Source organism: Allobosea sp. GW821-FHT03A12 (assembly GCF_058986765.1).
Genome location: NZ_JBYSVZ010000004.1, coordinates 869,052 through 895,826, shown reverse-complemented (window position 1 = coordinate 895,826; position 26,775 = coordinate 869,052). Strand labels below are relative to the sequence as shown.

The 26,775-nt window shown below is 67.2% G+C and carries 27 protein-coding genes and 1 tRNA gene; 15 read left to right on the top strand and 13 right to left on the bottom strand.

Going from position 1 to position 26,775, the window contains the following annotated elements:
- Positions 1–56 precede the first annotated feature (56 nt).
- The gene (locus tag AC3WLC_RS18505) at positions 57–1,691 is read right to left on the bottom strand and encodes an inorganic phosphate transporter (RefSeq protein ID WP_493685358.1); all 1,635 of its coding nucleotides are present in this window, start codon (positions 1,689–1,691) and stop codon (positions 57–59) included.
- Between the two features lie 192 nt (positions 1,692–1,883).
- On the bottom strand, positions 1,884–2,834 hold the full coding sequence (locus tag AC3WLC_RS18500; protein WP_493685356.1) for a glycoside hydrolase family 25 protein: 951 nt from the start codon (positions 2,832–2,834) through the stop codon (positions 1,884–1,886).
- A 144-nt stretch (positions 2,835–2,978) separates the two neighbouring features.
- On the opposite strand from AC3WLC_RS18500, the gene AC3WLC_RS18495 reads away from it, so the two are divergent.
- Positions 2,979–3,698 (top strand): CDP-alcohol phosphatidyltransferase family protein, encoded by a 720-nt coding sequence (locus AC3WLC_RS18495; RefSeq protein WP_493685355.1) that lies wholly within the window; start codon positions 2,979–2,981, stop codon positions 3,696–3,698.
- A gap of 5 nt (positions 3,699–3,703) precedes the next feature.
- Here AC3WLC_RS18495 and AC3WLC_RS18490 read toward each other — a convergent pair whose 3' ends face one another.
- From AC3WLC_RS18490 to AC3WLC_RS18480, 3 genes are all read right to left on the bottom strand, one after another.
- Positions 3,704–4,642: a glycoside hydrolase family 25 protein gene (locus AC3WLC_RS18490; protein WP_493685354.1), complete on the bottom strand. Its 939-nt coding sequence runs from the start codon at positions 4,640–4,642 to the stop codon at positions 3,704–3,706.
- 273 nt (positions 4,643–4,915) lie between these two features.
- On the bottom strand, positions 4,916–6,322 hold the full coding sequence (mgtE, locus tag AC3WLC_RS18485; protein WP_493685353.1) for a magnesium transporter: 1,407 nt from the start codon (positions 6,320–6,322) through the stop codon (positions 4,916–4,918).
- Between the two features lie 182 nt (positions 6,323–6,504).
- A tRNA-Leu gene (locus tag AC3WLC_RS18480) sits at positions 6,505–6,589 on the bottom strand.
- A 236-nt stretch (positions 6,590–6,825) separates the two neighbouring features.
- On the opposite strand from AC3WLC_RS18480, the gene AC3WLC_RS18475 reads away from it, so the two are divergent.
- Entirely contained in the window at positions 6,826–7,680 is an 855-nt protein-coding gene (locus AC3WLC_RS18475; RefSeq protein ID WP_493685352.1) for a 2-keto-4-pentenoate hydratase, read from the top strand.
- 7 nt (positions 7,681–7,687) lie between these two features.
- Here AC3WLC_RS18475 and AC3WLC_RS18470 read toward each other — a convergent pair whose 3' ends face one another.
- Positions 7,688–7,957 carry a FliM/FliN family flagellar motor switch protein gene (locus AC3WLC_RS18470; protein ID WP_092159516.1) on the bottom strand — a complete coding sequence of 90 codons (270 nt, stop codon included), beginning with the start codon at positions 7,955–7,957 and terminating at the stop codon, positions 7,688–7,690.
- Between the two features lie 136 nt (positions 7,958–8,093).
- Between AC3WLC_RS18470 and lipB the strand changes: the two genes are divergently transcribed.
- The 3 genes from lipB to AC3WLC_RS18455 all read left to right on the top strand — a co-directional run bounded on the left by lipB (position 8,094) and on the right by AC3WLC_RS18455 (position 10,940).
- A complete protein-coding gene (gene lipB, locus AC3WLC_RS18465; RefSeq protein ID WP_493685351.1) occupies positions 8,094–8,798 on the top strand; it encodes a lipoyl(octanoyl) transferase LipB in 705 nt (234 codons plus the stop codon).
- Between the two features lie 66 nt (positions 8,799–8,864).
- Complete coding sequence (locus AC3WLC_RS18460) at positions 8,865–9,062, top strand: hypothetical protein (RefSeq protein WP_346358742.1); 198 nt, start codon at positions 8,865–8,867, stop codon at positions 9,060–9,062.
- Positions 9,063–9,401: 339 nt separating this feature from the next.
- Positions 9,402–10,940, top strand: coding sequence for a carboxyl transferase domain-containing protein (locus tag AC3WLC_RS18455; RefSeq protein ID WP_493685409.1), 1,539 nt, complete (start codon positions 9,402–9,404; stop codon positions 10,938–10,940).
- 251 nt (positions 10,941–11,191) lie between these two features.
- Here AC3WLC_RS18455 and gbd read toward each other — a convergent pair whose 3' ends face one another.
- The 3 genes from gbd to AC3WLC_RS18440 form a co-directional block, all read right to left on the bottom strand.
- Positions 11,192–12,322, bottom strand: coding sequence for a 4-hydroxybutyrate dehydrogenase (gene gbd / locus AC3WLC_RS18450; protein WP_493685349.1), 1,131 nt, complete (start codon positions 12,320–12,322; stop codon positions 11,192–11,194).
- Between the two features lie 117 nt (positions 12,323–12,439).
- Positions 12,440–12,991: a hypothetical protein gene (locus AC3WLC_RS18445; RefSeq protein ID WP_493685348.1), complete on the bottom strand. Its 552-nt coding sequence runs from the start codon at positions 12,989–12,991 to the stop codon at positions 12,440–12,442.
- 12 nt (positions 12,992–13,003) lie between these two features.
- Positions 13,004–13,912: a DMT family transporter gene (locus tag AC3WLC_RS18440; protein WP_493685347.1), complete on the bottom strand. Its 909-nt coding sequence runs from the start codon at positions 13,910–13,912 to the stop codon at positions 13,004–13,006.
- 161 nt (positions 13,913–14,073) lie between these two features.
- On the opposite strand from AC3WLC_RS18440, the gene AC3WLC_RS18435 reads away from it, so the two are divergent.
- The 4 genes from AC3WLC_RS18435 to AC3WLC_RS18420 all read left to right on the top strand — a co-directional run bounded on the left by AC3WLC_RS18435 (position 14,074) and on the right by AC3WLC_RS18420 (position 16,743).
- Entirely contained in the window at positions 14,074–14,382 is a 309-nt protein-coding gene (locus AC3WLC_RS18435; protein ID WP_493685345.1) for an ArsR/SmtB family transcription factor, read from the top strand.
- A gap of 11 nt (positions 14,383–14,393) precedes the next feature.
- Positions 14,394–14,936 (top strand): SRPBCC family protein, encoded by a 543-nt coding sequence (locus AC3WLC_RS18430; protein ID WP_493685344.1) that lies wholly within the window; start codon positions 14,394–14,396, stop codon positions 14,934–14,936.
- Between the two features lie 117 nt (positions 14,937–15,053).
- Complete coding sequence (gene msrP, locus AC3WLC_RS18425) at positions 15,054–16,010, top strand: protein-methionine-sulfoxide reductase catalytic subunit MsrP (RefSeq protein WP_493685342.1); 957 nt, start codon at positions 15,054–15,056, stop codon at positions 16,008–16,010.
- A gap of 169 nt (positions 16,011–16,179) precedes the next feature.
- Positions 16,180–16,743 (top strand): methylated-DNA--[protein]-cysteine S-methyltransferase, encoded by a 564-nt coding sequence (locus AC3WLC_RS18420; protein ID WP_493685341.1) that lies wholly within the window; start codon positions 16,180–16,182, stop codon positions 16,741–16,743.
- Between the two features lie 56 nt (positions 16,744–16,799).
- On the opposite strand, the gene AC3WLC_RS18415 is transcribed toward AC3WLC_RS18420, so the two are convergent.
- On the bottom strand, positions 16,800–17,765 hold the full coding sequence (locus tag AC3WLC_RS18415; protein WP_493685340.1) for a tripartite tricarboxylate transporter substrate binding protein: 966 nt from the start codon (positions 17,763–17,765) through the stop codon (positions 16,800–16,802).
- A gap of 217 nt (positions 17,766–17,982) precedes the next feature.
- Between AC3WLC_RS18415 and AC3WLC_RS18410 the strand changes: the two genes are divergently transcribed.
- Positions 17,983–18,402 carry a GNAT family N-acetyltransferase gene (locus AC3WLC_RS18410; protein WP_493685339.1) on the top strand — a complete coding sequence of 140 codons (420 nt, stop codon included), beginning with the start codon at positions 17,983–17,985 and terminating at the stop codon, positions 18,400–18,402.
- Positions 18,403–18,411: 9 nt separating this feature from the next.
- On the opposite strand, the gene AC3WLC_RS18405 is transcribed toward AC3WLC_RS18410, so the two are convergent.
- Positions 18,412–18,864 carry an Lrp/AsnC family transcriptional regulator gene (locus AC3WLC_RS18405; RefSeq protein ID WP_493685338.1) on the bottom strand — a complete coding sequence of 151 codons (453 nt, stop codon included), beginning with the start codon at positions 18,862–18,864 and terminating at the stop codon, positions 18,412–18,414.
- A 114-nt stretch (positions 18,865–18,978) separates the two neighbouring features.
- Here AC3WLC_RS18405 and AC3WLC_RS18400 point away from each other — a divergent pair, with 114 nt between their 5' ends.
- Positions 18,979–19,938, top strand: coding sequence for a nucleoside recognition domain-containing protein (locus AC3WLC_RS18400; RefSeq protein ID WP_493685337.1), 960 nt, complete (start codon positions 18,979–18,981; stop codon positions 19,936–19,938).
- On the opposite strand, the gene AC3WLC_RS18395 is transcribed toward AC3WLC_RS18400, so the two are convergent.
- Positions 19,935–21,020 carry a Kelch repeat-containing protein gene (locus AC3WLC_RS18395; protein WP_493685336.1) on the bottom strand — a complete coding sequence of 362 codons (1,086 nt, stop codon included), beginning with the start codon at positions 21,018–21,020 and terminating at the stop codon, positions 19,935–19,937. The genes AC3WLC_RS18400 and AC3WLC_RS18395 overlap by 4 nt on opposite strands.
- Positions 21,021–21,165: 145 nt before the next feature.
- Between AC3WLC_RS18395 and AC3WLC_RS18390 the strand changes: the two genes are divergently transcribed.
- A complete protein-coding gene (locus AC3WLC_RS18390; protein ID WP_493685335.1) occupies positions 21,166–21,927 on the top strand; it encodes an SDR family oxidoreductase in 762 nt (253 codons plus the stop codon).
- Positions 21,928–21,976: 49 nt separating this feature from the next.
- Here AC3WLC_RS18390 and AC3WLC_RS18385 read toward each other — a convergent pair whose 3' ends face one another.
- The gene (locus AC3WLC_RS18385; RefSeq protein WP_493685334.1) at positions 21,977–23,380 is read right to left on the bottom strand and encodes an alanine/glycine:cation symporter family protein; all 1,404 of its coding nucleotides are present in this window, start codon (positions 23,378–23,380) and stop codon (positions 21,977–21,979) included.
- Positions 23,381–23,589: 209 nt separating this feature from the next.
- Between AC3WLC_RS18385 and AC3WLC_RS18380 the strand changes: the two genes are divergently transcribed.
- From AC3WLC_RS18380 to AC3WLC_RS18370, 3 genes are all read left to right on the top strand, one after another.
- The gene (locus AC3WLC_RS18380; protein WP_493685333.1) at positions 23,590–24,264 is read left to right on the top strand and encodes a cation efflux transmembrane domain-containing protein; all 675 of its coding nucleotides are present in this window, start codon (positions 23,590–23,592) and stop codon (positions 24,262–24,264) included.
- A gap of 157 nt (positions 24,265–24,421) precedes the next feature.
- Positions 24,422–25,357, top strand: coding sequence for a sulfurtransferase (locus AC3WLC_RS18375; protein WP_493685332.1), 936 nt, complete (start codon positions 24,422–24,424; stop codon positions 25,355–25,357).
- Between the two features lie 6 nt (positions 25,358–25,363).
- Positions 25,364–26,614 (top strand): YeeE/YedE family protein, encoded by a 1,251-nt coding sequence (locus tag AC3WLC_RS18370; RefSeq protein WP_493685331.1) that lies wholly within the window; start codon positions 25,364–25,366, stop codon positions 26,612–26,614.
- Positions 26,615–26,775: the final 161 nt, after the last annotated feature.

Sequence of the window (26,775 nt, the reverse complement as noted above, 5' to 3'; positions counted from 1 at the left end):
GGTCGGATTGAGAATGCCGGCGGCGCGGGGTGCGCGCCGCCGAGCGGTCGTCGCGCTCAGAAGAGCTGGCGGAAGACGACGAACAGGCCCGCCGAGAGCGCGATGGCGCAAGGCAGGGTCAGCACCCAGGCCATCAGCATGTTGCGCACGGTCGACATCTGCAGGCCCGATTTGTTCGCCGCCATGGTGCCGGCGACGCCGGAGGACAGAACGTGCGTGGTCGAGACCGGCAGGCCGAGCACGTCGGCGACGCCGATGGTAGCGGCCGCGACCATCTCGGCGGAGGCTCCCTGCGCATAGGTCAAATGCTGCTTGCCGATCTTCTCGCCGACGGTGACGACGATGCGCTTCCAGCCGACCATGGTGCCCAGCCCGAGCGCGATGGCGACCGCGACCTTGACCCAGAAGGGGATGAACTTGGTCGAGTTGTCGAGCGATTCCTTGTACGCTTTCAGCACCTTGCGGTCGGCATCGTCGAAGACCTTCTCTTCCTTGGCTTCGTTCTTGAAGATGCGGTTCAGCGCTTCCGAGGCAAGGTACATGTCGTTGCGGATGTTGCTCACCGCCTCGGCCGGCATCTTGGCGATGCCGCTCTTGCCGAGATCTTCGATCTCCTTGACGATGTCCTTGTTCAGCAGCGCCAGGGCCGGGAAGGTGGCGTCGTCGAGCTTCCTGGCATTGATGTAGTTGGTGACGTTGGTGCGCGGATTGCCGATGATGTTGTAGCCGAAACCCTTGCTCTCGAAGATCAGGCCGGCAGCGACGGCCTGGGCCCGGACCTGGGCGATCTCGGCGGCCGGGATGGCGCGGTTGAGCGCATAGGCGGTCGGGGCGCAGCCGATCAGGATCAGCATGATCAGGCCCATGCCCTTCTGGCCGTCATTCGAGCCATGGGCGAAGGAGACGCCGGTGCAGGTGGCGATCAAGAGGCCGCGGATCCAGGTCGGCGGCGGCTGGTTGCCCTTCGGCTCGGCGTAGAGCTCCGGGTTCTTCACCAGGACCTTGAGGGTCAGGAACACCAAGGCAGCGGCGCAGAAGCCGAACAGCGGCGAGAGCAGCAGCGACCAGCCGATCTCGATCGCCTTCGACCAGTCGACGCCGGCCGTCTTGTTGTCGGTGAAGAACAACTGGTTGGCGAGGCCGACGCCGATGATCGAGCCGATCAGCGTATGCGAGGAGGAGGCCGGCAGGCCGAGCGCCCAGGTGCCGAGATTCCAGATGATCGCAGCGATCAGCAGGGCGAAGACCATGGCGAAGCCGGCGCTCGAGCCGACATTCAGGATGAGTTCGACCGGCAGCAGCGAGATGATGCCGAAGGCGACCGCGCCCGAGGCGAGCAGCACGCCGAGGAAGTTGAAGAAGCCGGACCAGACCACCGCGACCTGCGCCGGCATGGCATGGGTGTAGATCACGGTCGCGACCGCATTGGCGGTGTCGTGGAAGCCGTTGACGAATTCGAAGGCGAGCGCGATCAGCAAGGCGACGCCGAGCAGGATGAAGGGCAGCCAGGTCGCCGCCGGCATGCCGGAGCCGCTGATGTCCTGGTAGAGCGACCAGACGGTGTAGGCGAGGCCGGCCATCATGATCGCGACGAAGATCAGGCCGGCGATCATGCCGCTGGGCGCATCGAGCTTCGGTTTTCCGGTCCCGGGTTCGAGACCCTTGCCCTGATCAAGCGTGATGGTGCTCATCGCGACGTCCCCACAACTCCGTTGAGATGCGAGGGAAGCTGAGCGGTGTTGCCGACAGTCTGATGACGATCGAACGTATTGTCTCGATCGCGGCAGGTCTTTGTAGCTGGTTGCTAAGTTTAGTTGTACGACTTTCGTCTAATCTAAGCAATCGATAGGAAGTTGATGTCCCGGCTATACGAGCCCGACGCTTCAGTCGTCGCGGCTGGCCAGCGAGCCGGTGGTCGAGACGTCGCGGGAGGCAGCGCGCGGAATCCTGCCGGGCGGCAGGAATTTCAGCGGCGTGCCGCCGGCCGCCTTCGGCGTCCTCAGGCCGGCCGGCGTGGCCGGCGGCTTCGGCGTGGTCGCGACCTTGGGCTCGCCGCCGCGCCATTTGCGGGCGCCGATGTCGTAGCGGCCGTCACGCCAGGCAGCGAACTCGTGCTCGCTGCCGAAGAAGGCGTTGCGGTCGACGTCGCCGGTGATGCCGGGGACGCGGCCGGTGGTGGTGAATTGCCAGAACTCCCACTGCTTGCGCTCATAGCGGTGATGCAGCGGAGCGGCGGTCGAGCGCAGCCAGTAGGGGTGGTCGTTGAACTCACCCTCCAGCACGTCCTCGTGGAAGGTGATGTCGGTATAGATGATCGGCTTCTTGCCGGTGTGCTCCTGCAAGCCCTTCAACATCTCGCGGATCTTGGCGAGTGCCTTCTCGCGCGGGATCTTCCTGCCGCATTTGGCGGATTCGCCGTTCCACTCGACGTCGAGCACCGGCGGCAGTGCATCGGGATCACGCGGGATATGGCGCTTGAACCAGCGGATCTGGTCCTTGGCCGGCCGGCACCAGTAGACGAAATGATAGGCGCTGCGCGGCACGCCGGCCGCCTTCGCCCCGGCCCAGTTCTTGCGGAACATCGGGTCGAGATGGTCGCCGCCCTCGGTCGCCTTGATGAAGGCGAAGCGGGTGCCGGCATCCTTGACCTTCTGCCAGTCGATGTCGTCCTGCCAGCGCGAGACGTCGATACCCTGGATGACGCGGCGGCGCGCATCGCGCACGCCGGCATGCGGGTCTGAATCGCCCTTCTTGGGATAGAGCGCCAGCGCCGGCTCGGCGCCGAACAGGCCGAGCAGGGCGCAGATCGCAAGCCGGCCGGTGGATTTCGTCAAGCGCCGCGCTTCTGGTCTGGTCTCAGCGCGGGGCGCCATGCTTGTCTCCTGTTCGCGAGAAAAGGATAGGCGGCCGCCGGGTTAAGAGGTGGTTAGCATTCGAGCGACCGGCTTCAGGCTTGGTTAACCGGCGGGAGGCTGGCGATGGACGATTCCGGTAACGAAGGGGAGGGCAAGGGCAGCCGGGTCCTGGCCTATGGCGTCCATGTGCTGACGGCGCTGGGCGCTGCGCTCGGTTTCCTGGCGCTGCAGGCCGTGTTCACCGGCAACCTGACGCTGGCCTTCATCTGGCTCGGCGTGGCGCTGGTGGTCGATGCGGTCGACGGGCCGCTGGCGCGGCGGTTTTCGGTCAAGAGCAGGGCGAAGCGCTATGATGGGGCGCTGCTCGACCTCGTCGTCGACTTCGTCACCTATGTCTTCGTGCCGGCGGCGATGCTGCTGCGGCCGGAGGTGATGGCTGCGCCCTATGGGCTGATCGCTGGCCTTGCCGTGACGCTGGCGAGCGCGCTCTATTTCGCCGACACCGGCATGAAGACCGACGACTGGTGGTTCCGCGGCTTCCCGGCGGTGTGGAACATCGTCGTGTTCTATGTCGTCGCCTTCGCGCCGCCGTCCTGGCTGGCGCTCACCGTCATCCTGATCGCCGCAGCGATGATGTTCCTGCCGGTCGTGTTCGTGCACCCGGTGCGGGTGCGGCGCTGGCGCGGGCTGACGATGGTGATGCTGGCGCTGTGGGGCATCGCCGCTGCGGCGACGCTATGGCAGGGGATGGCGCCGGATGTCTGGAGCAAGGCCGGGCTCGCGCTGGCGGCCTGCTATTTCGTCGGGCTCGGTCTGGTGCGGGCCAGGATGTCGCGTGGATAGAGCGCCTACTCGGAATCCGGTCCGGGCTCGTCGCTCTCCACGACCTCGCCGAGCGGCGCCGGCTGGAAGGAGGCGGCCGCGACCGTCCGGCTCGCGCCCGGCATCATCGCGACGGGCGTGTGCTCCGGGCCGGGGCTGGGATTCGCCGGAGCCGGGCGCTGACGCGTCCAGGTCCGAGTGCCGATATCGAAGCGACCCTCGCGCCAGCCGGTGAACTCGCCTTCATTGCCGTAGAAGGCGTTGCGGTCGACATCGCCCTTGATGCCGGGAACGCGGCCGGTGGTGGTGAACTGCCAGAAGGCCCAGGGCCGGTTCTCGTAGCGCGTCTCGGGCTTGGCCGCGGTCGAGCGGATCCAGTAGGCGTAGTCGTTGAACTCGCCTTCCAGGATGTCCTTGTGGAAGGTGATGTCGGTGTAGATCACCGGCTTCTTGCCGGTGAGCTGCTCGAGCTCGGTCAGCATCAGCCGGATCTTCTCCAGCGCCAGCGAGCGCTCGACCTTCTTCGGGCAGGTCTTGGAATGGCCGTTCCATTCGAGGTCGAGCACCGGCGGCAGCGCGTCGGGATCGTTCGGGATCTGCTGCTTGAACCAGACCGCCTGCTCATGCGCCGGGCGGCACCAGTAGACGAAGTGATAGGCGCCGCGCGGCACGCCGGCGCGGCGGGCGCCTTCCCAGTTCCGCTGGAAGGCCGGGTCGACATGATCGCCGCCCTCGGTCGCCTTGATGTAGACGAAGCGGGTGCCGGCGGCCTTGACCGAGGCCCAGTCGATCTCGCCCTGCCAGCGCGAGATGTCGATGCCCTGGATCGGATAGCGCCGGGCGGCCTCGACGCCCGGATGCGGGCGGGCATCGCCCTTGGAGGGATAATTGTCCAACGCGACGCAGCCGCCCAAGGCCGTGAGGGCGGCGAGCAGTGCGAAGGGGGCCAGGGACAAGGATTTCATGCGGCGGGCGGTCATTTCCCGGACAATTAAGGAGAAAGCTTGACGCCCGGTTTACGTTACCGGTTTTTCCGTGGCTGTCGCTTCGAGATTGAGAGCAATTTCGGCTGCCCGTCATTCCGGGGCGCCGCGTAGCGGCGAGCCCGGAACCCAGAACCGATACCGTTCAAGAGAAAGGCGGAAACGTCGCCATCTCGACGATCAGGCGCATCGGTTCTGGGTTCCGGGCTCAGCCCTGCGGGCTGCCCCGGAATGACGGGGGAGGTTCCGTCCCGCCTAGGCCAAGCGCAGCAGCACCGTCGCGATGCCGAGGAAGGAGAAAAAGCCGACCACGTCGGTGATGGTGGTGACGAAGGTGCCGGACGAGATCGCCGGGTCGATGCCGGCCTTGTCGAGCGCCAGCGGCACGGCGACGCCGGCGAAGGCAGCGATGATCAGGGTCGCGACCATGGCGAGGCCGATGACGACGCCGAGCATCGGATTGCCGAACCAGAAGCCGGCGACCAGCGCAGTGATCAGCGCGAAGGCGACGCCGTTGAGCACGCCGACGATCATCTCGCGCCGGAAGAAGCGGGCCATGTTCCAGCCGCCGAGCTCGCCGGTGCCGAGCGCGCGCACCGCGACCGTCATCGTCTGTGTCGCGGCATTGCCGCCCTGGCTGGCGACGATCGGCGCCAGCACGGCGAGCGCGACGAGCTTGCCGAGCTGCTCCTCGAACATCGCCATCACCGAGGCGCTGAGGAAGGCGGCGACCAGGCTGATGAAGCGCCAGCGAAAGCGGCCGAGCGCGACCTGGCGCACCGAATCCGAAATCTCTTCTTCCGCGTCGACGCCGCCGAGCTGCTTGACGTCGTCGTCGCCGGCTTCCTCGATCACGTCGACGATATCGTCGATGGTCATGACGCCGACGAGGCGGCCGGCGGCGTCGATCACCGGCGCGGCGACGAGGTTGTAGCGCTGGAACATGCGCGCCACGTCCTCGATGTCGTCGGTGGCCTGGACGACGCGGCGGTCGTCCTCGACGAGGTCGACGACGCTGACCGGGCGCTTGGTGCGCAGCAGCCGGTCGAGCGGGACCGTGCCGACGAAATGATGGCTGGGGTCGGCGACGAAGATCTCGAAGAAGCGCTCGGGCAGGTCCTCGGTGTCGCGCAGGAAGTCGATGGTGTGGCCGACCGTCCAGAAGGGCGGCACCGCGATCACCTCGGGCTGCATGCGCCGGCCGGCGGAGCCTTCGGGATAGTCGAGGCCCTGCTGCAGCACGGTCCTTTCGGCCGGCGTCAGCTTGTCGAGGATCTCGCGCTTGTCGGCCTCGTCGAGGTCCTCGAGGATGTAGACCGCGTCGTCGGTGTCGAGGTCGCGCACGCCCTCGGCGACGGTCTCGGGTGACAGCTCCTCGAGAATCTCCTCGCGGACGGCGTCGTCGACCTCGGTCAGGGCGGTGAAGTCGAAATCGCCGCCGAGCAGCGAGATCAGCTTCGGGCGCTCCTCGGGGTCGAGCGCCTCGATCAGGTCGCCGAGATCGGCTTCGTGGAGTTCCGCGACGAGCCCGCGCAGGGCGGTGACGTCGGAGAGCAGAACGGCCTGCGAGACCTGCTCGACGAAGCCGGCATCGATCGCGCCATCCTCGTCGCGGACCTTGCGCTCCAGCGTCTCGTCCGGAGCGGGCTCGGCTTCCACCATGGGTCGCTCCGCGATTCGAGGGCTGGGGGATACAGGGGCAGGGGATTCGCGCCGGAACGCGGATGCGCCCTTGTGTCAGCGCTATTGCTCCAAGGCAACGCGCCGCGAGCGGATTCGATGCATCCGCAACGAAAAACGGCGATCCCTGGGGGATCGCCGTTTCACGAGCCTTCGCTCTAAACTGGTGCGGTCAAGAGGACTCGAACCTCCACGGGTCTCCCCGCTACCACCTCAAGGTAGTGCGTCTACCAATTCCGCCATGACCGCAGCGGCTCCTTCGGGCGCCGCGCTGTGGCGGTGAACTCCGGAGCGGCGCGGGTCTAGCAAAAGCCGTGAGCCGGGACAAGCCCCGTTCGGACAGTCTTGTTGACGAAGTTCATCGGGCCGGAGATCGTCATGGCCGAACGCCGGGGTCGGCGCTGCCTGAGATGCAGCCGGCTCAGCGACAATCGCCGCCAGTCTGCGCTCCCGCGCCGGCCATGAGCGGGTACGGGAGGACGACGATGCGCGCATGTTCCATTGCTCTGGCCCTGAACGCCTGCCTCATGGCGACAGCGGCGCACGCGGCCTGTCCCGACGCCGCGGCGATCAGCGGCTTCGTCGCCGATTGGGAGGCGAAGCGTCCGGCCAAGGCCTTGCCAGTGGCGAATCCTGAGGATGCGACCTGCGCACGCGGCAAGCTCGTCGCCGAGCTTCAGGGCAAGCTCGGCAAGGTCGTCGGCTACAAGGCCGGGCTCACCGCCAAGGCGGTGCAGGAGCGCTTCAAGGCCGATGGGCCGGTGAGCGGCGTGCTGTTCGACAAGATGATTCTGAACGACGGCGCGAAGCTGCCGGCGGCCTATGGCGCCCGCCCGGTCTGGGAGGCCGACATGCTCCTCGTCGTCAAGGACGAGGGAATCAACATTGCCAAGACGCCGGAGGAGGCGTTGCGCCATATCTCAGGCATGCGCCCCTTCATCGAATTGCCGGACCTCGCGCTGGCGCCGAGCGAGACGCTCGACGGCACGCAGCTGCTGGCGATCAACGTCGCTGCCCGCTTCGGCGTCGCCGGCGCCGAGGTGCCGCTCAAGGCCGATGCGGCGACGGTGGCGCTGCTCGCGGAGACGAAGATCGTCGCGACTGATGCGGGCGGGGCGGTGCTCGCCGAGGGGACGGGCGCGGCGACGCTCGGCAATCCGCTGAATTCGGTGGTCTGGCTGGTGCAGGATCTGGCCAAGAGCGGCCGCAAGCTCGCCGCCGGCGACCTGATCAGCGTCGGCTCGTTCTCGCCGCTGACGCCGCCGAAACCGGGGCAGCAGATCACTGTCCGCTATGAGGGATTCGCTGGCACGCCGAAGGTCAGCGTTCAGTTCGAGTGAGCGCCGCTCAGGCCGCGTCGGCGACGGTTTCGAGCGTGTAGACGGTCGGCCGCATCAGCATCTCGGTGATCTCGACCGAGATGCGGGTGCCGGCGACGACGACATGGCCCTTGGCGAAGGGGTGGTTGTTGGCGAGGATCTGGACTTCGTCGTTTTCGGTCGCGTTGAGCTCGATGATCGCGCCTCGGCCCATGCGCAGCAGCTTGTAGATCGGCATCTGCGCCGAGCCGAGCACGACCGTGAGCTCTACCGCAACGTTGTCGAGATCGGCCTTCAAAACCTGCCTCCGCAGACTTAACTTCGAATCATTCCACGAACTTGCCAGCGATGCGCAAACCAGCGCATGAGCAGCGGCGAAGCGAAACGGGCGCGACACCGGTTTCCAAGAGTTGAACGGACAGGGTTAAGGCAAGGTGAAGACGCGCGAGGCGCTTTCGGTCTCGTTCCTGCCTGAGGCGGGTTCCGAGCCGGTCGAATGGGTGATCGCCGACGAGCCGGTCGGCTATGAGGCGGCCGTCGCCGAGATGGAAGTCCGCGCCGCGCTGATCGCCGACGGCGCAGCGCGCGAGCGCGTCTGGCTGGTCGAGCATCCGGCGCTCTACACGGCCGGCACCTCGGCCAAGGACGAGGACCTGCTGACACCGGAGCGCTTTCCGGTGCACCGGACCGGGCGCGGCGGGCAGTTCACCTATCACGGCCCCGGCCAGCGCGTCGCTTACGTGATGCTCGACCTGAAGCGGCGCGAGCCGGATCTGCGCCGCTTCGTCTCGGCGCTGGAAGCCTGGCTGATCGGCACGCTCGGAGCCTTCAACATCCGCGGCGAGCGGCGCGAGGAGCGCGTCGGCGTCTGGGTGCGCCGGCCGGAGAAGGGGGAGGGCGCCGAGGACAAGATCGCCGCGCTCGGCATCCGCGTCCGGCGCTGGGTCTCGTTTCATGGCATCTCGCTTAATGTCGAGCCGGAGCTGGCGCATTTCGACGGCATCGTGCCTTGCGGTGTCTCCGACCAGGGCGTGACCTCGCTGGTCGATCTCGGCCTGCCGCTGACGATGCCCGAGGTCGACAGCGCGCTGCGGGCCGAATTCGAGCAGATTTTCGGCCCGACCGTCGCCGTTCCCTGACGTTTACCTTGCGTTGACCATCCGCCGGGATGCTTGCCCCGTGACGAAACCATGGGGACGAGGACGATGAGGATCATCTTCGCGGGCTGCCTGGCGGCCCTGCTTTCTGCCTGCTCCACCACCGAGGAACGCATCGCCGGCGCTGCCGCAGGCGCCGGCACCGGCGCGATCATCGGCGGGCCGATCGGCGCCGTCGCGGGCGGGGCGGTCGGCGCTTTCGCGGCACCGACCGTGACCGGCTCGGTCAAGCGGATGCGTGAATAGGCCTTCGCCAATCCGATTCGAGAGACCGTCTTTCCGGGGCAGGCCGGAGGCCTGAGCCCGGAATCCAGAACCGATGCCGGTTCTGATGACGTGACCGATAGTGCCGCTTTTTCGGATAGGGCATCGGTTCTGGATTCCGGGCTCGCTGCTGCGCAGCGCCCCGGAATGACGGCGCGGTTCCGCGCACGGCGCATCTGTGCGCCGTCGCCTGTTTGCCTTTTGGCTGCGGCGCGCCATAACCGGACAAGGACTATCGCAAGGGAGCGCGCCGTGGCGGTCATCGAGAGCAAGGTCGATCTCAACTCGGCCGAGGCGCGCACCAATGTCGCGGCCTGGAGCATGCTGCGCGACCAATTGCTGGAACGGCGCGCCACCGCGGCGCTCGGCGGCAATGCCCGCTCGCGCGAGCGCCATACCTCGCGTGGAAAATTACTGCCCAGGGAACGCGTTCTGCGCCTGCTCGATCCCGGCTCCGCCTTCCTCGAGATCGGCTCGCTTGCCGCCTACGACATGTACGACAAGGATGTGCATGGCGCCGGCATGATCGCCGGCATCGGCCGCGTCGCCGGGCGCGAAGTGATGGTCGTCTGCAACGACGCCACCATCAAGGGCGGCACCTATTACCCGATGACGGTGAAGAAGCATCTGCGCGCCCAGGAGATTGCGCGCGAGAACAAGTTGCCCTGCATCTATCTCGTCGATTCGGGCGGCGCGAACCTGCCGCACCAGACCGAGGTCTTCCCCGATCGCGAGCATTTCGGCCGCATCTTCTACAACCAGGCGACCCTGTCGGGCCTCGGCATCCCGCAAGTCGCGGTGGTGATGGGTTCCTGCACCGCCGGCGGCGCCTATGTGCCGGCGATGTCGGACGAGACGGTGATCGTTCGCAACCAGGGCACGATCTTCCTCGGTGGCCCGCCGCTGGTGAAGGCTGCGACTGGCGAAGTCGTTTCGGCCGAGGATCTCGGCGGCGCCGATGTCCATGCAAGGCTCTCGGGCGTCGCCGACCATTATGCCGGCGACGACACCCATGCGCTCGCGATCGCGCGCCGCATCGCCAGCAACTTTAACAGCGTCAAGCGGCCCGATATCGACCTCGCCGAGACGGTCGAACCGCTCTACGGCGCGGACGAGCTCGATGCGGTCGTGCCGACCGATCTGAAGAAGCAGTACGATGCCCGCGAGATCATCGCCCGGCTGGTCGACGGCTCGCAGCTCGACGAGTTCAAGCCGCTCTACGGCTCGACCCTCGTGACGGGCTTTGCCCGCATCCACGGCATCCCGGTCGGCATCATCGCCAATAACGGCATCCTGTTCTCGGAGAGCGCGCTGAAAGGCGCGCATTTCATCGAGCTCTGCTGCCAGCGCCGCATCCCGCTGCTGTTCCTGCAGAACATCACCGGCTTCATGGTCGGCCGCGAAGCCGAGACGCGCGGCATCGCCAAGGACGGCGCCAAGCTGGTGACGGCGGTCGCCTCGGCCCGGGTGCCGAAGATCACCGTGCTGGTCGGCGGTTCGTTCGGCGCCGGCAATTACGGCATGTGCGGGCGCGCCTACAGCCCACGCTTCCTGTTCGCCTGGCCGAATTCGAAGGTCTCGGTGATGGGTGCCGAGCAGGCGGCGAGCGTGCTCGCGACCGTGCGCGGCGACAATCTCGAAGCCGAGGGCAAGCCCTGGACGGCGGAGGAGGCTGAGGCCTTCAAGGCGCCGATCCGCGACAAGATCGAATCCGAGGGCTCGCCCTATTACGCGACCGCCCGGCTCTGGGACGACGGCATCATCCTCCCCTCCGAGACTCGCCGCGTGCTGGCGCTCGCCTTCTCCGCCTGCCTCAATGCCGAGGTGCCGGAGACGCGCTTCGGCGTGTTCCGGATGTGAGCCCGAGGCGTCATGCTCGGGCTTGACCCGTAGCGGTACGGTTCGTTCTTAGCGAGGATCGCCAGTGCTGGCTCCTCCCTTCCCCCTTGTGGGGAAGGGGTGGGGATGGGGGTGGTGCCGCCTGGTGAGCGGCTGCTGGAAATGGAGCTGGCAACAGCGATAGCGCTATCAGCCCAACTCGATCGCTTCGGCTTTGCGACCCCCACCCCTGCCCCTCCCCACAAGGGGGAGGGGTTTCCGCGCGGGTCCGATCAGAACGACGCCTCCAGCATCGCCAGATAATCCGCCGCACTCGCCGGCCGCGGATTGGTCGCGCTCGAATGATCCTGCGTCGCCGCCTCGGCGATGGTCGGCAGCACCTCGCGCGGCACGCCCATCTGCGACAGCGAGCCCGGCAGGCCGAGGCGCTGCGTCAGCCCCGCGACCCAGGCGGCAAGGTCGGCATCGGCGGCAAGACCGAGCACGCGGCGGATCTCCGCATATTTCGCGCCGGAAACCTGCTCGTTGAAGCGCAGCACGGCCGGCAGCAGCACGGCGTTGAGCGTGCCGTGATGGAGCGAGACCTGCTTCAGGCCGCCGAGCGGGTGCGAGAGGGCGTGGACGGCGCCGAGCCCCTTCTGGAAGGTGAGGCCGCCCTGCAGGGCGGCCATCAGCATCTCCTTGCGGGCCTCGCGATCGGAGCCGTCCTTGGTTGCGCGCTCGATATTGAGGGCGGCGCGCTTCAGCCCGTCGAGCGCGATCGCCTCGGCCGGCGGGTTGTCGCGCGGGCTCAAATAGGTCTCGATGCAATGGGTCAGCGCATCCATGCCGGTGGCTGCTGTCAGCATGGCCGGCAGGCCGAGCGTCAGCTCGGGATCGCAGATGGCGAGCTTCGGGATCAGGTGCGGCGAGATGAAGCCGAGCTTGCGGCCGTCCTTCAGTGTGATCAGCGCAGCGCGGCCGACCTCGCTGCCGGTGCCGGCAGTGGTCGGCACCGCAATCACCGGCGCGACCTTGCTGGTCACCTTCGGGATGCCGCCCAGGATCGCGGCATAGGTCTCGAGCGGGCCGTCATGGCCGGCGAGCAAGGCGACGCCCTTGGCGAGATCGATCGGCGAGCCGCCGCCGATGGCGACGAGGCCGTCGCAATCATGCTCGCGATAGAGCGCGAGCGCGGCTTCGACCGCTTCCTCGGTCGGGTTGGTCGGAGTGTCGACGAAGAGCGGGGCGTTGCCGAGCAGGGGCGAGGCGGCGCGCAGGCGCTGGATCAGATCGGTCGCCGCCAGGCCGCGATCGGCGACGATCAGCGGGCGCGCGATCTTCAGCTCGGTCAGGCCGGGCGCGATGGTCTTGAGCTCGCCGAAGCCGAACTGGACGGTGGTCAGATAGGTGATCGTCGCCATGAAGTCCTCCCGCCCGCTCAGTTTTCGGGCGGGCCTGCGATTTGTCGCGCGCCCGGCGCAATGGCGCCAGCCCCGGAGCCCCGACGCTGACGCAAGGCAGCCCGGCGGCCAGCGGGATCAGGATGAAGCTTCGCCGGCGCCTTGCCGCTCGCGCCAGTAGCGCAGGGCCAGCGGCCAGAGATGCCAGGCGACGCTGCCGAGCAGGGCGAAGCCGAACAGGAACGAGCGCCGCGCGCCGCTGGTCAGCGCCTCGGCGGTGTCGTCATAGGCGAGGAAGGTCTTGCCGCGCGAGGTCGCCTCGTAGACCAGCTTGTGGCCGGGATCGACCAGGAAGCGGACCTGCTGGCCGCTATCGAGCCGGTCGATGCCGTCGACCCAGAGCCCGCGAGCCGGCCGATAGAGCTGCTGGTAGTTGATGCGCGGGTTGTCGCTGAGCACGACGAGCCAAAGATCCTGCGTCCGGTAGGTCGCCGTCCCGCGGCGTCCCGAGCTGACGCGCATCAGCGGGGTATCGTAGCTGATCGGACCGACATGGTCGGCAACCAAGAGATCGCCGCGCGCCAGCGGCAAAGTGCGCCAGCCGGCGATGAGCAGCCAGAGGCCGAGGATGAGGGAGATCGCGGCGCCGAGCCAGGCCCAGAAATCCGGTGGTTTCGCAGCCTCGGCCATCGCATCTCCGGATCAGTTCTGCTCGATCGTAACACGCTCCTTGGCAGTGTCAGAGGCGGAGCTGCTCGCGCGCCGTTCGAGCACGAGCAGGGCGAGGCCCGCGGCGATGATCAGGGCGGAGCCGATCAGCATGGCCGAGGTCGGCCAGTCCCCGAAGACGAACCAGCCGAAGACCAGCGCCCAGACGATCAGCGTGTACTGGTAGGGCACGACGACCGAGGCCTCGGCCAGCTTGAGCGAGCGCGTCACGCAGAGATGCGCGACCATGGCGACGATGCCGAGGAGGCCGAGCAGGCCGAGGTCGGCAATGCTCGGCGTCACCCAGCCGAAGGGCAGCAACAGCAGGCCCATCACCAGCGCGCCGAGCGTCTGCCAGAACACCAGGGTGACGTCGGGCGTGCCGCGCAATTGCCGGCCGGTGATCATCATCGCAGCGAAGGAGAAGCTGCCGACGAGCGCGATGATCGCGGGCAGGGACAGGCTCTGCGCCGACGGGTTGAGCGTGATCACGACGCCGACGAAGCCAGCCGCGACCGCCAGCCAGCGGCCGCCATCGACGCGCTCGCCGAGCAGCAGCGCCGCCAGCACCACGGCCCAGATCGGCGCAGCCAGCCAGAAGGTCATGGTGTCGGCGAGCGGCAGATAGGACACCGCCCAGTAGAACAGCGCGACCTCGCAGGAGCCGAGCGTGACGCGCAGCAGCTGCAGGCCCGGCCGCTCCGGCCGCAGCGTGCGTCCAACGCCCTGCTTCACCACGAAGGGAATGATCGCCAGCAAGGCGACGGAGGAGCGCAGCACGAGGACCTGGCCGATCGTATAGGTCGCGACCAGCCATTTTCCCATCACGTCGTTGAGCGAGAACAGGAGAATGCCGAGCAGCATCATCAGGATGCCGGCGAGGGTGGCGTTTCGGCTGGGCATGGTCTCGTGGCAGGCGGCGGACGGGGCGCCCTTCATGGCCTGCCGCAAGGGAGGCGGCAAGCCGGCTCCACGCAGGGGGCGGGCGCAGCGCGGGCAGGGCATGCTGCCCGCTCATGATATTTTCATGTTGACTTAATTAAGTGATTGACTAAATGAAGGACATGGATCGTTTCACCGCCCTTGCCGACCCGACCCGCCGCCGCATCGTCGAGATGCTCGGCCAGCGCGCCATGGCGGCGGGCGAGATCACCGCGCAGTTCGGCGTGAGCGCACCGGCGATCTCGCAGCATCTCAAGGTGCTGAAGGAGGCGGGGCTGGTGAGCGTCGAAGTCAGCGGCCAGCGCCGGATCTACCGGCTCGATCCCAACGGGCTCGATGCCTTCGACGCCTGGGTCCAGCAGGTGCGCGGCTTCTGGAATGGCGGGCTCGACCGCCTGGAACGAGAACTCTCAAAACCCGACGACGACTGAGGAGAGACGTGATGAACGAGTATGGAGTTGTCCTGGAGAGCGGCGCGGTCCGCTTCGAACGGCTTCTGCCCGGCCCGCTCGAGCGGGTCTGGTCCTATCTTACCGATTCCGAGAAGCGCAGCACCTGGCTGGCCGGCGGCGAGATCGAGCCGCGCGTCGGCGGCACGGCCGATCTCCTGTTCAAGCATTCGCAGATCACCAGCGAGCAGCCACCGGAGCGCTATCGCGAGATGAACGACAAGGGCTGGCCGTCCAAGGGCATCGTGACGCGCTATGAGCCGATGACGGCGCTGGCGATGACCTGGCCGGGCGAGGGCGATGCCAGCTCCGAAGTGACCTTCGAGCTCGCTCCCGAGGGTGACAGGGTCAAGTTGGTGGTGACGCATCGCAAGCTTGCCGACAAGGCGGAGATGGCCAGCGTCTCAAGCGGTTGGCACGCCCATCTTGGCCTTCTCGAAGACAAGCTCGCCGGCAACCCGCCGCGCGGCTTCTGGTCGCGGATCGAGACGCTCGAGGCAGACTACGCCAAGCGCTACGCCGATCAGCCGGGCTGAAAGGAAGCTTTTCAGCCGCGGTTCTAACCGAGGGGGAGAGTCGCTCTCCCCCTCGTGACTTGGTGGGCCGGTGCGGGATCGACTAAACTTGCTCCGTTGCAACGGAGTATGTCCGTCATGTTGATCAAGCGTCGCGCCGGCTGGGAGATGCCCGAGAGCCAGGCGACCCCGGAAGCCATTTTCCTCGATCGCCGGCAATGGCTCGCCGGCAGTGCCGGCGTGATCGCCGGCGCCGCCTTGCCGCAGATCGCTAGCGCCCAGGGGGCCGACCCGACGCTCGACCTCTATCCGGCCAAGCGCAACGCGGCCTATGCGCTCGACCGGCCGGTGACCGACGAGGAGCTGGCGGCGAACTACAACAACTTCTACGAGTTCGGCACGTCGAAGGAAGTGGCCGCTGCGTCGAAGCGGCTGGTCGCGCGCCCCTGGACGATCGCGATCGACGGGCTGGTCGAGAAGCCGTTCGAGATCGGCTTCGACGACCTGATCCGCAAGGTCACGCTGCAGGAGCGGCTCTATCGCTTCCGCTGCGTCGAGGCCTGGTCGATGGCGGTGCCGTGGACCGGCTTCCCGCTGAAAGAGCTCGTCGCGCTGGCCAAGCCGCTGTCGGGCGCGAAATACGTCCAGATGCAGACCTTCATGAACCCGAAGATGGCGCCTGGCCAATCGCAGCGCTGGTACCCCTGGCCCTATACCGAGGGGCTGACCATGGCCGAGGCGACGCACGACATGACGCTGATGGTCACCGGCATCTACGGCAAGCCGATCCCGACCCAGCACGGCGCGCCGCTGCGCCTGATCACGCCGTGGAAATACGGCTTCAAGTCGGTGAAATCGATCAGCAAGATCAGCTTCGTCGCCGAGCGGCCGAAGACCTTCTGGGAGGGCTTGCAGGCCTCCGAATACGGCTTCTGGGCCAATGTGAACCCGGAGGTCTCGCATCCGCGCTGGAGCCAGGCGAGCGAGCAGGTGCTCGGCACGCGCGATCGCAAGCCGACGCTGCTGTTCAACGGCTATGCCGAGCAGGTGGCGGAGCTCTACAAGGGGCTGGAGAAGGAACGGCTCTGGGCCTGAGTTGGGGCTGTCTCGGATATCCTTCAGCCCTCATCCTTCGAGACGCGCCTGCGGTGCTCCTCAGGATGAGGGCTGCAAATCGACGCTACGCTCCGTCCGGGACGACCGCTGACATTGGGCTGCAGGAATCGGGTGCCCTCCGGCGCGCCGCTGCGCTAGCGTGCAAGGCATGACAAGCTTCTGTCTCTTCACCACTGCGATCGGCTCCTGCGCGCTGGTCTGGCAAAGCGAACGCATCATCGCGGCGCAATTGCCCGAGCGCGACGAGGATACTGCCCGGCGCCGGCTGGCACGGCGCTTCCCCGACAGCGTCGAAGCCGAGCCGCCTGCGTTCGTGCGGCAGGCGATCGACGATGTCGTCGCCCTGCTGGCCGGCGAGCAGCGTGACCTGTCGCATCTGCCGATCGACCTCTCGGCCACGCCGGAGTTCAACCGGCGCGTCTATGCGGTGGCGCTGTCGATCCCGCCCGGCGAGACCCTGACTTATGGCGAGGTCGCAGCGCGGATCGGCGAGCCCGGCGCGGCGCGGGCCGTCGGCGTCGCGCTCGGCCAGAACCCGATCCCGATCATCGTGCCCTGCCATCGCGTGCTTGCCGCCGGCGGCAAGACCGGCGGCTTCTCGGCCGATGGCGGCGTCGAGACCAAGCTCAAGATCCTGACGATCGAGAAGGCGCGCACCAGCGCCGAGCCGTCGCTATTCGGCGCCCTGCCGCTGCAGGCGCGGCAGAGATAGGGCGGAGCCAGAAAAAGGGCCCGCTGCCTGGCAACGAGCCCCATCTGGTGGAACTCTCAGTTCTTCGCCAGGCCGAGATCCTTGAGCACGCCACTGCCGCGCTCGCTGAAGGTCTTCACATAGTCCTGCAGTTGCGCCGGCGTGTCCCAGACCGGCGTGATGCCGCGATCGGCCATGCCCTTGCGGACGTCCTCGCGCTTCATCGTGCGCTCGGCCGCCTCGTAAAGGATCTTGCGGCGGTCGGCCGGCACACCCTTCGGGGCGGCGATGGCGAACCAGTTCTGATAGGTCCAGTCGAGGCCGGCTTCCTTGGCGCTGGGCACGTCGGGGAAGTTCGGATGGCGCTCCTCCGTCATCATCAGGATGGTGCGCACGCGGCCGCCGTCGAGCATCGCCTTGGCTTCGATCGGCGAGCCGGTGAAGGCGGTGATGCCGCCGGCCGCGAGATCCTGCAGGGCCGGCGCGCCGCCATTGCTCGGCACCCAGCGGATCTGGTCGGCCGGCAGGCCGGCCGCCTTCATCAGCCCACCCGAAGCGACGTGCCAGGAGCCGCCCGTGCCGGTGCCGGAGGAGGTGAAGGTGCCCTTCGGGTTCTCCTTCACCGCCTTGAGGAAGTCGGCGACGGTCTTGTAGGGCGCGTCGGCCTTGACCGTGACGCCGGCGGGAATGAGCGAGACGCGCGAGAACATGTCGACGCTGTCGACCGTCAGGTCACCGAGGCCGAGCGTCTTGAAAAAGGAGAGCTCGGGGCTGACGCCGCCGATGGTGTAGCCGTCGGCCGCGCCGGTCGCGATCGCGGTGTGGCCGGTGACGCCGCCGCCGCCGGTGCGGTTGATGACGTTGACCGGCTGCTTCAGCTCCGCTTCCAGCCCATTGGCGAAGATGCGCATCACGGCATCCATGCCGCCGCCAGCCGCCCAGGGCACGATCAGTTGCACCGGCCGGTCCGGAAAGGCGAAGGCCGGCGCCGCGCCGATGGCGAGCGCACCCAAGGCCAAAGCGAACGTGCGGAAACCCTTCATCTTACTCCTCCCATGCTTGTCGTTGTCTCTTGCATGCAAGGAGTAGAGCGCTCCTGCCTTAGCGGCAAGGGTGTATGCGGAATTTTGTATGCAGGATATCGACCTCCTCGCCCGCATGGAGGTCGTCACCCAGCCGCAATGGTGGAGCCGATCGGCTGGCGGTAGGACTTTGGCTCGCGGGAGCGGCCATGGCGTTGCCGGTGCGTGGGAGGAAACGATGGTTTCAGTCAGACGGCTCGTTCCGGCGGAGTGGCACGAGGCCTTTCCGATCGTCGTGCAATTGCGGGCCGCGCTCGACGAGGCGGAGTTCCTGCAGCGCGTGCGGCGGCAATCCTTCTCCGGCTACGAGCTGGTCGGCGCCTTCAGTGACGGCGCGCTGGTCGGCGTGCTCGGCATGCGACCGGTCCATACGCTGGCGCGCGGGGGACATCTGCATGTCGACGACCTTGTGGTGGACGAGCGGGTCCGCAGCGGCGGAATCGGCCGGGCCTTGCTCGCCTTCGCCGAGGAGGATGCAAGGGCGCGCGGCCTGAATGCGGTCTTCCTCGACGCCAGGCGCGAGGCGATTCCGTTCTATGAGCGCGAGCGCTATGCCTTCCATCCGGCGCCGTCGATGAAGAAGCTGCTAGGCGGGTGAGGCGCCCGCTTACAGCGGGATTGCCGTCGTCTCCTTGGCGGTCTTGTTCACCACCATGGTGTAGTAGCGCGTCACATTGCTGCCTTCGCCGAAGAGCAGCTCGCACAGCGCCGTGACCTCGTCCATGTCGGCGACGCGCAGCATCAGGATCACGTCGGTCTGGCCGGTGACACCATAGGCCTGGACGACGGCCGGTTGGCGCGCCGCCAGTTCGAGGAAGCGCCGGCGGCTCGGCTCGTCATGCCGGGCGAGCTCGACGGCGATGATCACCTTGAGGCCCTTGCCGGTCCTGGCGGGATCGAGGATCGCGACGGTGCGCAGGATCAGCCCGGCCGCTTCCAGCCGCCTGATCCGACGCAGGCAGCTCGATGGCGCCAGCCCGACCTCGTCGGCCAACTGCGCATTGGTGCGCGAGGCGTCGGCCTGGAGCAGGTTCAGCAGCTTCCTGTCGATGCGGTCCATCGCGGCCATCCCAGCGCTCGCCATGCAATAAAATTGCACGAAGGCGGCGATTTTGACCACTGCCGCGCATGCAGTGGCGCTAGTCTTCCGGCTGCCAATCGAGGATCGCCGCCGATGCCGCTCCAGAGTCAGTTCTATCGCAAGACGGTCGAAACGCTGGCCGTCTATCGCGAGCTCGTGGTCGTCATGGTGCCGATCGCGGTGGCGACGCAGGCTCTGGCGGAGCTCGGCGTCATCAAGGCTGCCTCGCCCTGGCTGGCGCCGGCCATGACGCTGTTCGGCCTGCCGCCGGAACTGGCACTGGCCTGGTTGACCGGCTTGCTGGTCGGGATGTGGGGCGGCGTGATCGTGCTGTTCACGCTGATCCCGACCCTGGCGCTCAGCAGCGCCGACATGACCGTGTTCTGCGGCCTGCTGCTGATGGCGCACGCCATTCCGGTCGAGCAGCGCATCGTCGCCAAGGCCGGGCCGAACTTTTGGATGACGTCGATCATCCGCATTGCCGGAGCGATGGCCTTCGCCGCGCTGCTGCACCAGCTCTTTGCGATGACCGGCTGGCTGTCGCAGCCGATCGCGCCGGTCTGGCAGCCCGCGGCGGGCGAGGGCGGCTGGCTCGGTTTCGCCTATGGCACTGCCAAGACGCTGCTGGTGATGCTCGCGGTCCTGCTCGCCTTGTCCTGGGTGATGGAACTGCTCAGGGCGGCCGGCATCCTCGATGCGCTCTACAAGGGGCTCGCCCCGCTCTTCCGGCTGGTCGGCCTGCGGCCGGAGGCGCTGCCCTTCACCACGGTCGGCCTCTTGCTCGGCATCTCCTATGGCAGCGGATTGATGCTGGCGGAGGTGCGCCGGCAGCCGATCGAGCCGCGCCAGATTTTTCTCGCCAGCATCTTCATGGGCTTCGCCCACAGCCTGATCGAGGACACGCTGATCGTTGTGGCGCTCGGCGCGGATCTGACGAGCGTGCTGTTCGGGCGGCTGGCGTTCGCCATCGTGGCGACGGCGGCGATCGCCTTCGTTCTTGAGCGGATTTCGGATACGCCCATTGAACAGGGCGATACAGCGAGCCGTCCTTAGCCCAAGCTGAACGCCTCGTGCACGGCGCTCTGGACGCCGCCGCCCATGATCGGACCGCCACCGGCGACGTGGATGGCGTCGCCGACCAGCGCGGCGCCGAGGCCGTGGCGCGGCGTCAGCATCGGGGCGTATTGCTCCCAGCCGTCGCTGGCGGGGTCATAGGCCTCCATCTGGCCGAAGACGCGGTTGGTGCCTTCGCCGCCCATGATGAAGACCTTGCCGCGATAGAGTACGGCGCCATGGCCGGAGCGGGCGGTCGGCAGCGGGTTGCGCGGCGCCCATTTGTCGGTCGCCGGATCATAGGCGTGGTGCAGGTTCGAATTGGTGTGGAACGAGTCGACGCGTCCGCCGATGACGTGGATCAGATTGCCGATGGCGAGCGTGCCCGTATGGTCGCGCGCCGTAGGCATGGGCGCGCGCTCGCTCCAGGCATCGGCCTTGGGATCGTAGACGCGGTGCCAGTTGACCGAGGTCTTGCTCTCGGTGGTGTCGCCGATGGCGCCGCCGATCGCGTGCAGCACGCCGTTCAGGCCGACGATCGCGGCCGAGCCGATCGGGCGGGGCAGGGGCGCGATCTCGGCCCATTTGTCTGCCTTGGGATCATAGACGAAGCAGCGCGGATGCGGCTTGCGGTTCTGCTCGAGGAAGCCGCCGATGGCGTAGAGCTTGCCATCGAGGAAGGCGACGCCGACATGGTTGGCGCCCTGCGGCAGGGGCGCGCCGTCGCTCCATTTGTCGGCCTTGGGATCGTAGACATGATGATAGGGCCGGTCGGTGCGCTGCTCGCCATAGCCGCCGACGATGTGCATGCGGTCGTCATGCGCCGCCGCCCAGGCCATCTCCGAGCGTGGCAGCGGCAGTAGGGCCTTCGCGCTCCAGCGGCCGGGATTGGCGGCCTTCGGTGCCGGTGAATCGAAGACGTTCTGCGAGGCGGCGAGCTCGGGCTTGCCGATCCGGCCGGGCTGGTTCAAGCGCTCGTAATGGCCGCCATGCTGCTCATGGCCGGGCTGTTGGGCCAAGGCGGGGGAGGCCAGCGCCGCGGCTCCGGCTGCGATGAAGCTTCGGCGGTTCAGGCTGGTCACGATGCGTCCTCCCTCGCTAGAACTGTAGGGCAGGCGCCAACGCTGGCAAGCGGCCGGCCTGCGCGAAAAGCGGTTCCGTATACTGCATACGCTGGTATGCTGCGGCACCTGAAACGGTTGAAAACACGGTAAGGCGAGGAAGCGCATGTCTGGGCATAACAAGGTCGCGATCATCACCGGTGCCGGCTCGGGCGTCGGCCGGTCCGTCGCCATCGCCTTCCTGAAGGACGGCTATCGCACCGTGCTGGCCGGGCGCCGCGCCGATGCGCTGGAAGAGACGATCACGCTCTCGGGCGCCCCGGCCGGGCAGGCGCTCGCGGTCTCGACCGACGTGACCGACAAGAAGTCCGTCGAGGCGCTGTTCGCCAAGACCAAGGACAAGTTCGGCCGGGTCGACGTGCTGTTCAACAATGCCGGTGTCAATGCGCCCGGCGGCGTGCTGCTGGAGGACCTCTTGCTGGAGGACTGGCAGAAGGTGGTCGACACCAACCTGACCGGCCCGTTCCTGTGCACGCAGGAGGCTTTCAAGGCAATGAAGTCGCAGGAGCCGCGCGGCGGGCGCATCATCAACAACGGCTCGATCTCGGCGCAGGTGCCGCGGCCGAACTCGGCGGCCTACACGGCGACCAAGCACGCCATCTCCGGCTTGACCAAGACCTCCTCGCTCGACGGGCGCAAATACGACATCGCCGTCGGCCAGGTCGATATCGGCAATGCGCTGACCGAGATGGCCAAGAAGATGACCACCGGCGTGCCGCAGCCGGACGGCTCGATCAAGGTCGAGCCGGTGATGGATGTCGACCACGTCGCCACCACCGTGCTGCATATGGCCGGCCTGCCGCTCGAGGCCAACATCCTGTTCGTCACGGTGATGGCGACCAAGGCCCCGCTCGTCGGGCGCGGGTGAAGCTGTAGCCTGCCGGCGCCGACGGTTTCGGCGCCGGCAGCTTCCACCTTTACTTCTCGTCCCAGATCTCGCGGTCGATCTTGCCGGCAAGTTCCGGATATTGCGCCGTCTCGAAGCGCGGCGTTCCGGTCCTGCGCTGGGCGATGAAATCGGCGGTCAGCTTCGCCACGGTGCCCGAGAGCAGCACGATCGCGATCAGGTTGATCGTCGCCATCAGACCCATCACCGCATCGGCGGCATCGAACACGGTGGCGACGCTCTCATAGGCTCCCCAGATCACCATCGCCAGCGAGCCGAGGCGCAGGAGGCTGAGGCCGGTGGTGCCGTTGACGCCGAGATAGGTCATGGCGTTCTCGGCGTAGGCGTAGTTGCCGATGATCGAGGTGAAGGCGAAGAAGAAGATCGCCACCGCGATGAAGTAGCGGCCGGCGGCGCCGATATGCACGGTCATCGCCTCCTGCGTCAGCGGCGTGCCGGTGACGCCTGAGCCCGGCACGAGCTTGTGCGAGAGCAGGATCATGATCGCCGTCGCCGTGCAGATCAGGATGGTGTCGATGAAGACGCCGAGCGCCTGGACGAAGCCCTGCGAGGAGGGGTGGTGCGGGTTCGGCGTCGCCACGGCGGCGATGTTGGGGGCCGAGCCCATGCCGGCCTCGTTCGAGAACAGGCCGCGCTTGACGCCGTTGAGCATGGCCGCCGCGATGCCGCCGCCGGCCGCTTCCAGCCCGAAGGCGCTCTTGACGATCAGGGCGATCATCGCCGGCACCTCGGCGATGTTCACCACCAGCACGTAAATTGCGACCAGGAGATAGGCGATCGCCATGAACGGCACGACATACTCGGCGACGCGGGCGATCGTGCTGATGCCGCCGAAGATGACTACGGCCGAGAGGAGAGCGAGCGCGACGCCGACATAGATCTTGTCGAAGCCGAAGGCGCCCTGCATCGCATCGGCGATCGAATTGGCCTGCACCGCATTGAAGACCAGGCCGAAGACGAGGATCAGGCAGAGCGAGAACAGCACGGCCGCCCAGGGCGCGTTCAGGCCCTTGGCGATGTAGAAGGCCGGGCCGCCGCGATATTGCCCGTTCTCGTCGCGGACCTTGTAGAGCTGGGCGAGGGTGCTTTCCGAATAGGCTGTCGCCATGCCGACGAGCGCGACCATCCACATCCAGAAGATCGCACCGGGGCCGCCGAGATAGAGAGCGACCGCGACGCCGGCGAGATTGCCGGTGCCGACGCGCGAGGCAAGGCTGGTGCACAGCGCCTGGAAAGGGGTGATGCCGCTCTTGTCCTCTACCGGCGCGTTCATCACCGAGCGGAACAGCTCGGGGAAATGCAGGATCTGAACGAATTTCAGCCGCAGGGTGAAATAGATGCCAACCGCCAGCAGGCCGTAGATCAGCACATAGCCCCAGAAGACGGTGTTGAGGAATTCAATGATCGCAGTCATGCCAATCGTCTCCCCGTCAATGAAAGCGTTGAATATTCGATCTCGTCTTGCGTGCTGCCTACCTGTCTCTGGTCTCTCAAAGGGGGATGTCCGCCCGACTCGCCTCGTGGTTGCGTCTCGCCAGCTAAACATGCGGTTCCGCGAGTGGGAAGACGGCTTGCGGCGCGGCGCGATTGCGCCAGACTATCCAGCCTGATCCGGAGCGGGCATTGACGGGCATCGAGAGAGCAGACTCTGCACCGGACGAGCCCGGCCACGCCGCGCCGGTCGATCCCAAGGTCGCGCGCGCCTATCGGCTGACGATCTGGGGCATCGCGCTCGGCATCCTGATCTTCGCCGGCAATGTCGTGCTCTGGGCGCTGGCGATCGGCAACAACCAGCTGTTCAAGGACGGCGTCGACTGGGTCTATGACGTCGCGCTCTACGGCATAGCAGCGCTGGTCTTCGGCCGCGACGAGCGAGCCGAAAAGCTGGCAGCGCTCGGCATCGGCGCGGTGATGGCGGTCGCCGGTCTGCACACCCTCTACGACCTCTGGGACAAGATCGCGCGGCCGCGACCCATCGAGCTCTTCACGCTCGGTTTCTCCGCCGCGAGCGCGATCCTGATCGCCTACCTCATCATCGGCGTGCTCTGGCGCTTCCGGGCTGAGTCCAACCCGGTGATCAAGGCAACCTGGCTGTCATCGCGCAACGACGCGATCTCGACCACCGGCTTCGCGCTGCTCGGCCTCGCCGCGCGGCTATTGCCGGTGCGCTGGCCGGAATACCTGTTCGACGTCTTCGTCGCCTTCCTCTGCTTCCAGGCGACCTGGGCGATCTGGCGCGCGACGAGACAGTCGCAGGATCGAACCAAAGCCGAAGCAAAAGGAGAATATTCTCTCTAGACCAAGGTCGTACGACCCAGTTCTTCCGCCTTGATGGCAAACAAAAAAATCCTGTCCGGCTTCTCCGGCGGGCCGCGTGGCGAAATCATGGCAGCCCCTGCAATTCATGCCGAAACGGGCCGATATCGCGGCTCTTTCGGCGCCAAGGAGCGCCATAATGTCCGTTCTCTCCCTCATCCGCCACGGCGTGGCCGCACTGGCTGCGAGCCTCGTGCTCGGCGGCGCGGCGCTGGCCCAGACCGGCCCGCTGGTCTCGACCGAATGGCTGGAGAAGAACCTCAGCGATCCCAAGGTCCGGATCGTCGAGGTCAGCGTCGAGCCCGGCATCTATGAGCGCGGTCACATCCCCGGCGCGCAGAACGTCGCCTGGCATACCGATCTGGTCGAGACGGTCTCGCGCGATATCGCCGGCCCGGAGAAGTTCCAGGCGCTAGCCCGCAAGCTCGGCGTCGACAAGGACGTGACCGTCGTCCTCTACGGCGACAACAACAACTGGTTTGCCGCCTGGGGCGCCTGGGTGTTCGACATCTACGGCCTGCGGGACAATGTGAAGCTGCTCGATGGCGGCCGCAAGAAATGGGAGCTGGAGAAGCGCCCGGTCGCGACCAATCCGGTGCCGGTCAAGGCCTCCAGTTTCACCGCCGGCGCGCCCAACAAGGCGCTGCGCGCTCGCCTCACCGACGTCGTCGCCACCGTCGAGAAGACGTCCGAGGCGCGCGTGCTCGACATCCGCTCGCCGGACGAGTTCTCCGGCAAGATCATCGCCCCGGCTGGCTTCCATGAGCTGGCGCTGCGCGCCGGCCATATCCCGGGCTCGGTCAACGTGCCGTGGGCGCGGGCGGTCAACCAGGCCGACGGCACGCTGAAGTCGCCGGAGGAGCTGAAGAAGCTCTATGCCGAGGTCGGGATCGACGGCTCCAAGCCGGTGATCACCTCCTGCCGCATCGGCGAGCGCTCAAGCCACACCTGGTTCATCCTCTCGCGCGTGCTCGGCTATCAGGCCGCCAACTATGACGGCTCCTGGACCGAGTACGGCAATGTCGTCGGCCTGCCGATCAGCAATCCGGCCGGCACGGTCTGGGGCGGCAAGTAAGGTCGGATGAGCATCTCCGACGATAGCGGCGCGCTGGACTATGAGCTGGCGCGCCGGCAGGCGGGGGCGGAGCCGATCAGGCTGCCGCCCTTGCGCTACATCGCGGCGGCTTTGGTCGCCGTTGCGATCGCAGTCTCGATCTACCTCGTCCGGCGCCATGGCGATCCGGCGCCGCAGCTCCAGCTCTCGCTAACCCTCGGCGCTGCCTTCGGCTTCGTGCTGCAACGGGCGCGCTTCTGCTTCTTCTGTATCTGGAAGGACTGGCTCGACCGGCGCGATCCGCGCGGGCTGCTCGGCATCCTCACGGCGCTGGCGGTCGGGCTCGCCGGCTACACCCTGATCTATGGCGCCTGGCTGCCCGATCCCACCGGCACGCGCTTGCCGCCGACGGCGCATATCGGCCCGGTCGGCCCGGCGCTGCTGCTGGCGGGGCTCGCCTTTGGCGCCGGCATGGCGATCTCCGGCTCCTGCATCAGCGCCCATCTCTATCGGCTGGGCGAGGGCTCGCCGACCTCGCCTTTCGCGCTGATCGGCGCTGGCCTCGGCTTCATCCTCGGCTTCCTGAGCTGGAACGAGCTCTATCTCCTGACGATCTCGGAATCGCCCGTGCTGTGGCTGCCGCACCAGCTTGGCTATGGCGGCGCGCTGCTGGCGGGGCTCGCCGTGCTCGGCGCGGCCGCCTGGTGGCTACTGCGGGTTGGCCGGCCGAGCGAGCACGGCACTTCGGACAAGGCGCAGGTCGATCCCATCGCTGCGATCTTCCTGCGGCGCTGGCCGGCCTGGCTCGGCGGGCTGTTCGTCGGACTGATCGGTGTCGCCGCCTATCTGCGCCTGTCGCCGCTCGGCGTCACTGCCGAGCTCGGCTCGCGCTCGCGCCAGCTGGCGACCCAGTTCGACTGGCTGCCGGCGCGGCTGGAAGGGCTCGACAGCTTCCGGGGCTGCGCCACCCTGATCCGCGATGCGCTGCTGACGCCGAACGGCCTCTTCGTTGCCGGGCTGGTCGCGGCTGCCTTCGCCGCGGCGCTGGCAGCGGGCGAGTTCAAGCCAAAGCGGCCGAATGGCGGGCATGTGCTGCGCGGGCTGCTCGGCGGTGTGCTGCTCGGCTGGGGCACGGTGTTCGGGCTCGGCTGCACGGTCGGCACGCTGCTCTCGGGCATCTCGGCCGGCGCGGTCTCGGGTTGGGTGTTTGCGCTCGGGCTGATCGTCGGCACCACGGCGACGTTGAAGCTTGGGCGGCGGTTGCGACTGCTGGATTGAGGCGGTGAAAGCCAGCCGTCATTCTCGGGCGGAGCGAAGCGCAGACCCGAGAACCTCATGACGAGAAGGCTCAGTCAGCGCCTTTCGGTCCTGAGATGCTCGGGTCAAGCCCGAGCATGACGCGCCTTTTGAGGCGCTGTGCCCATCCGCCACTTGCGCAA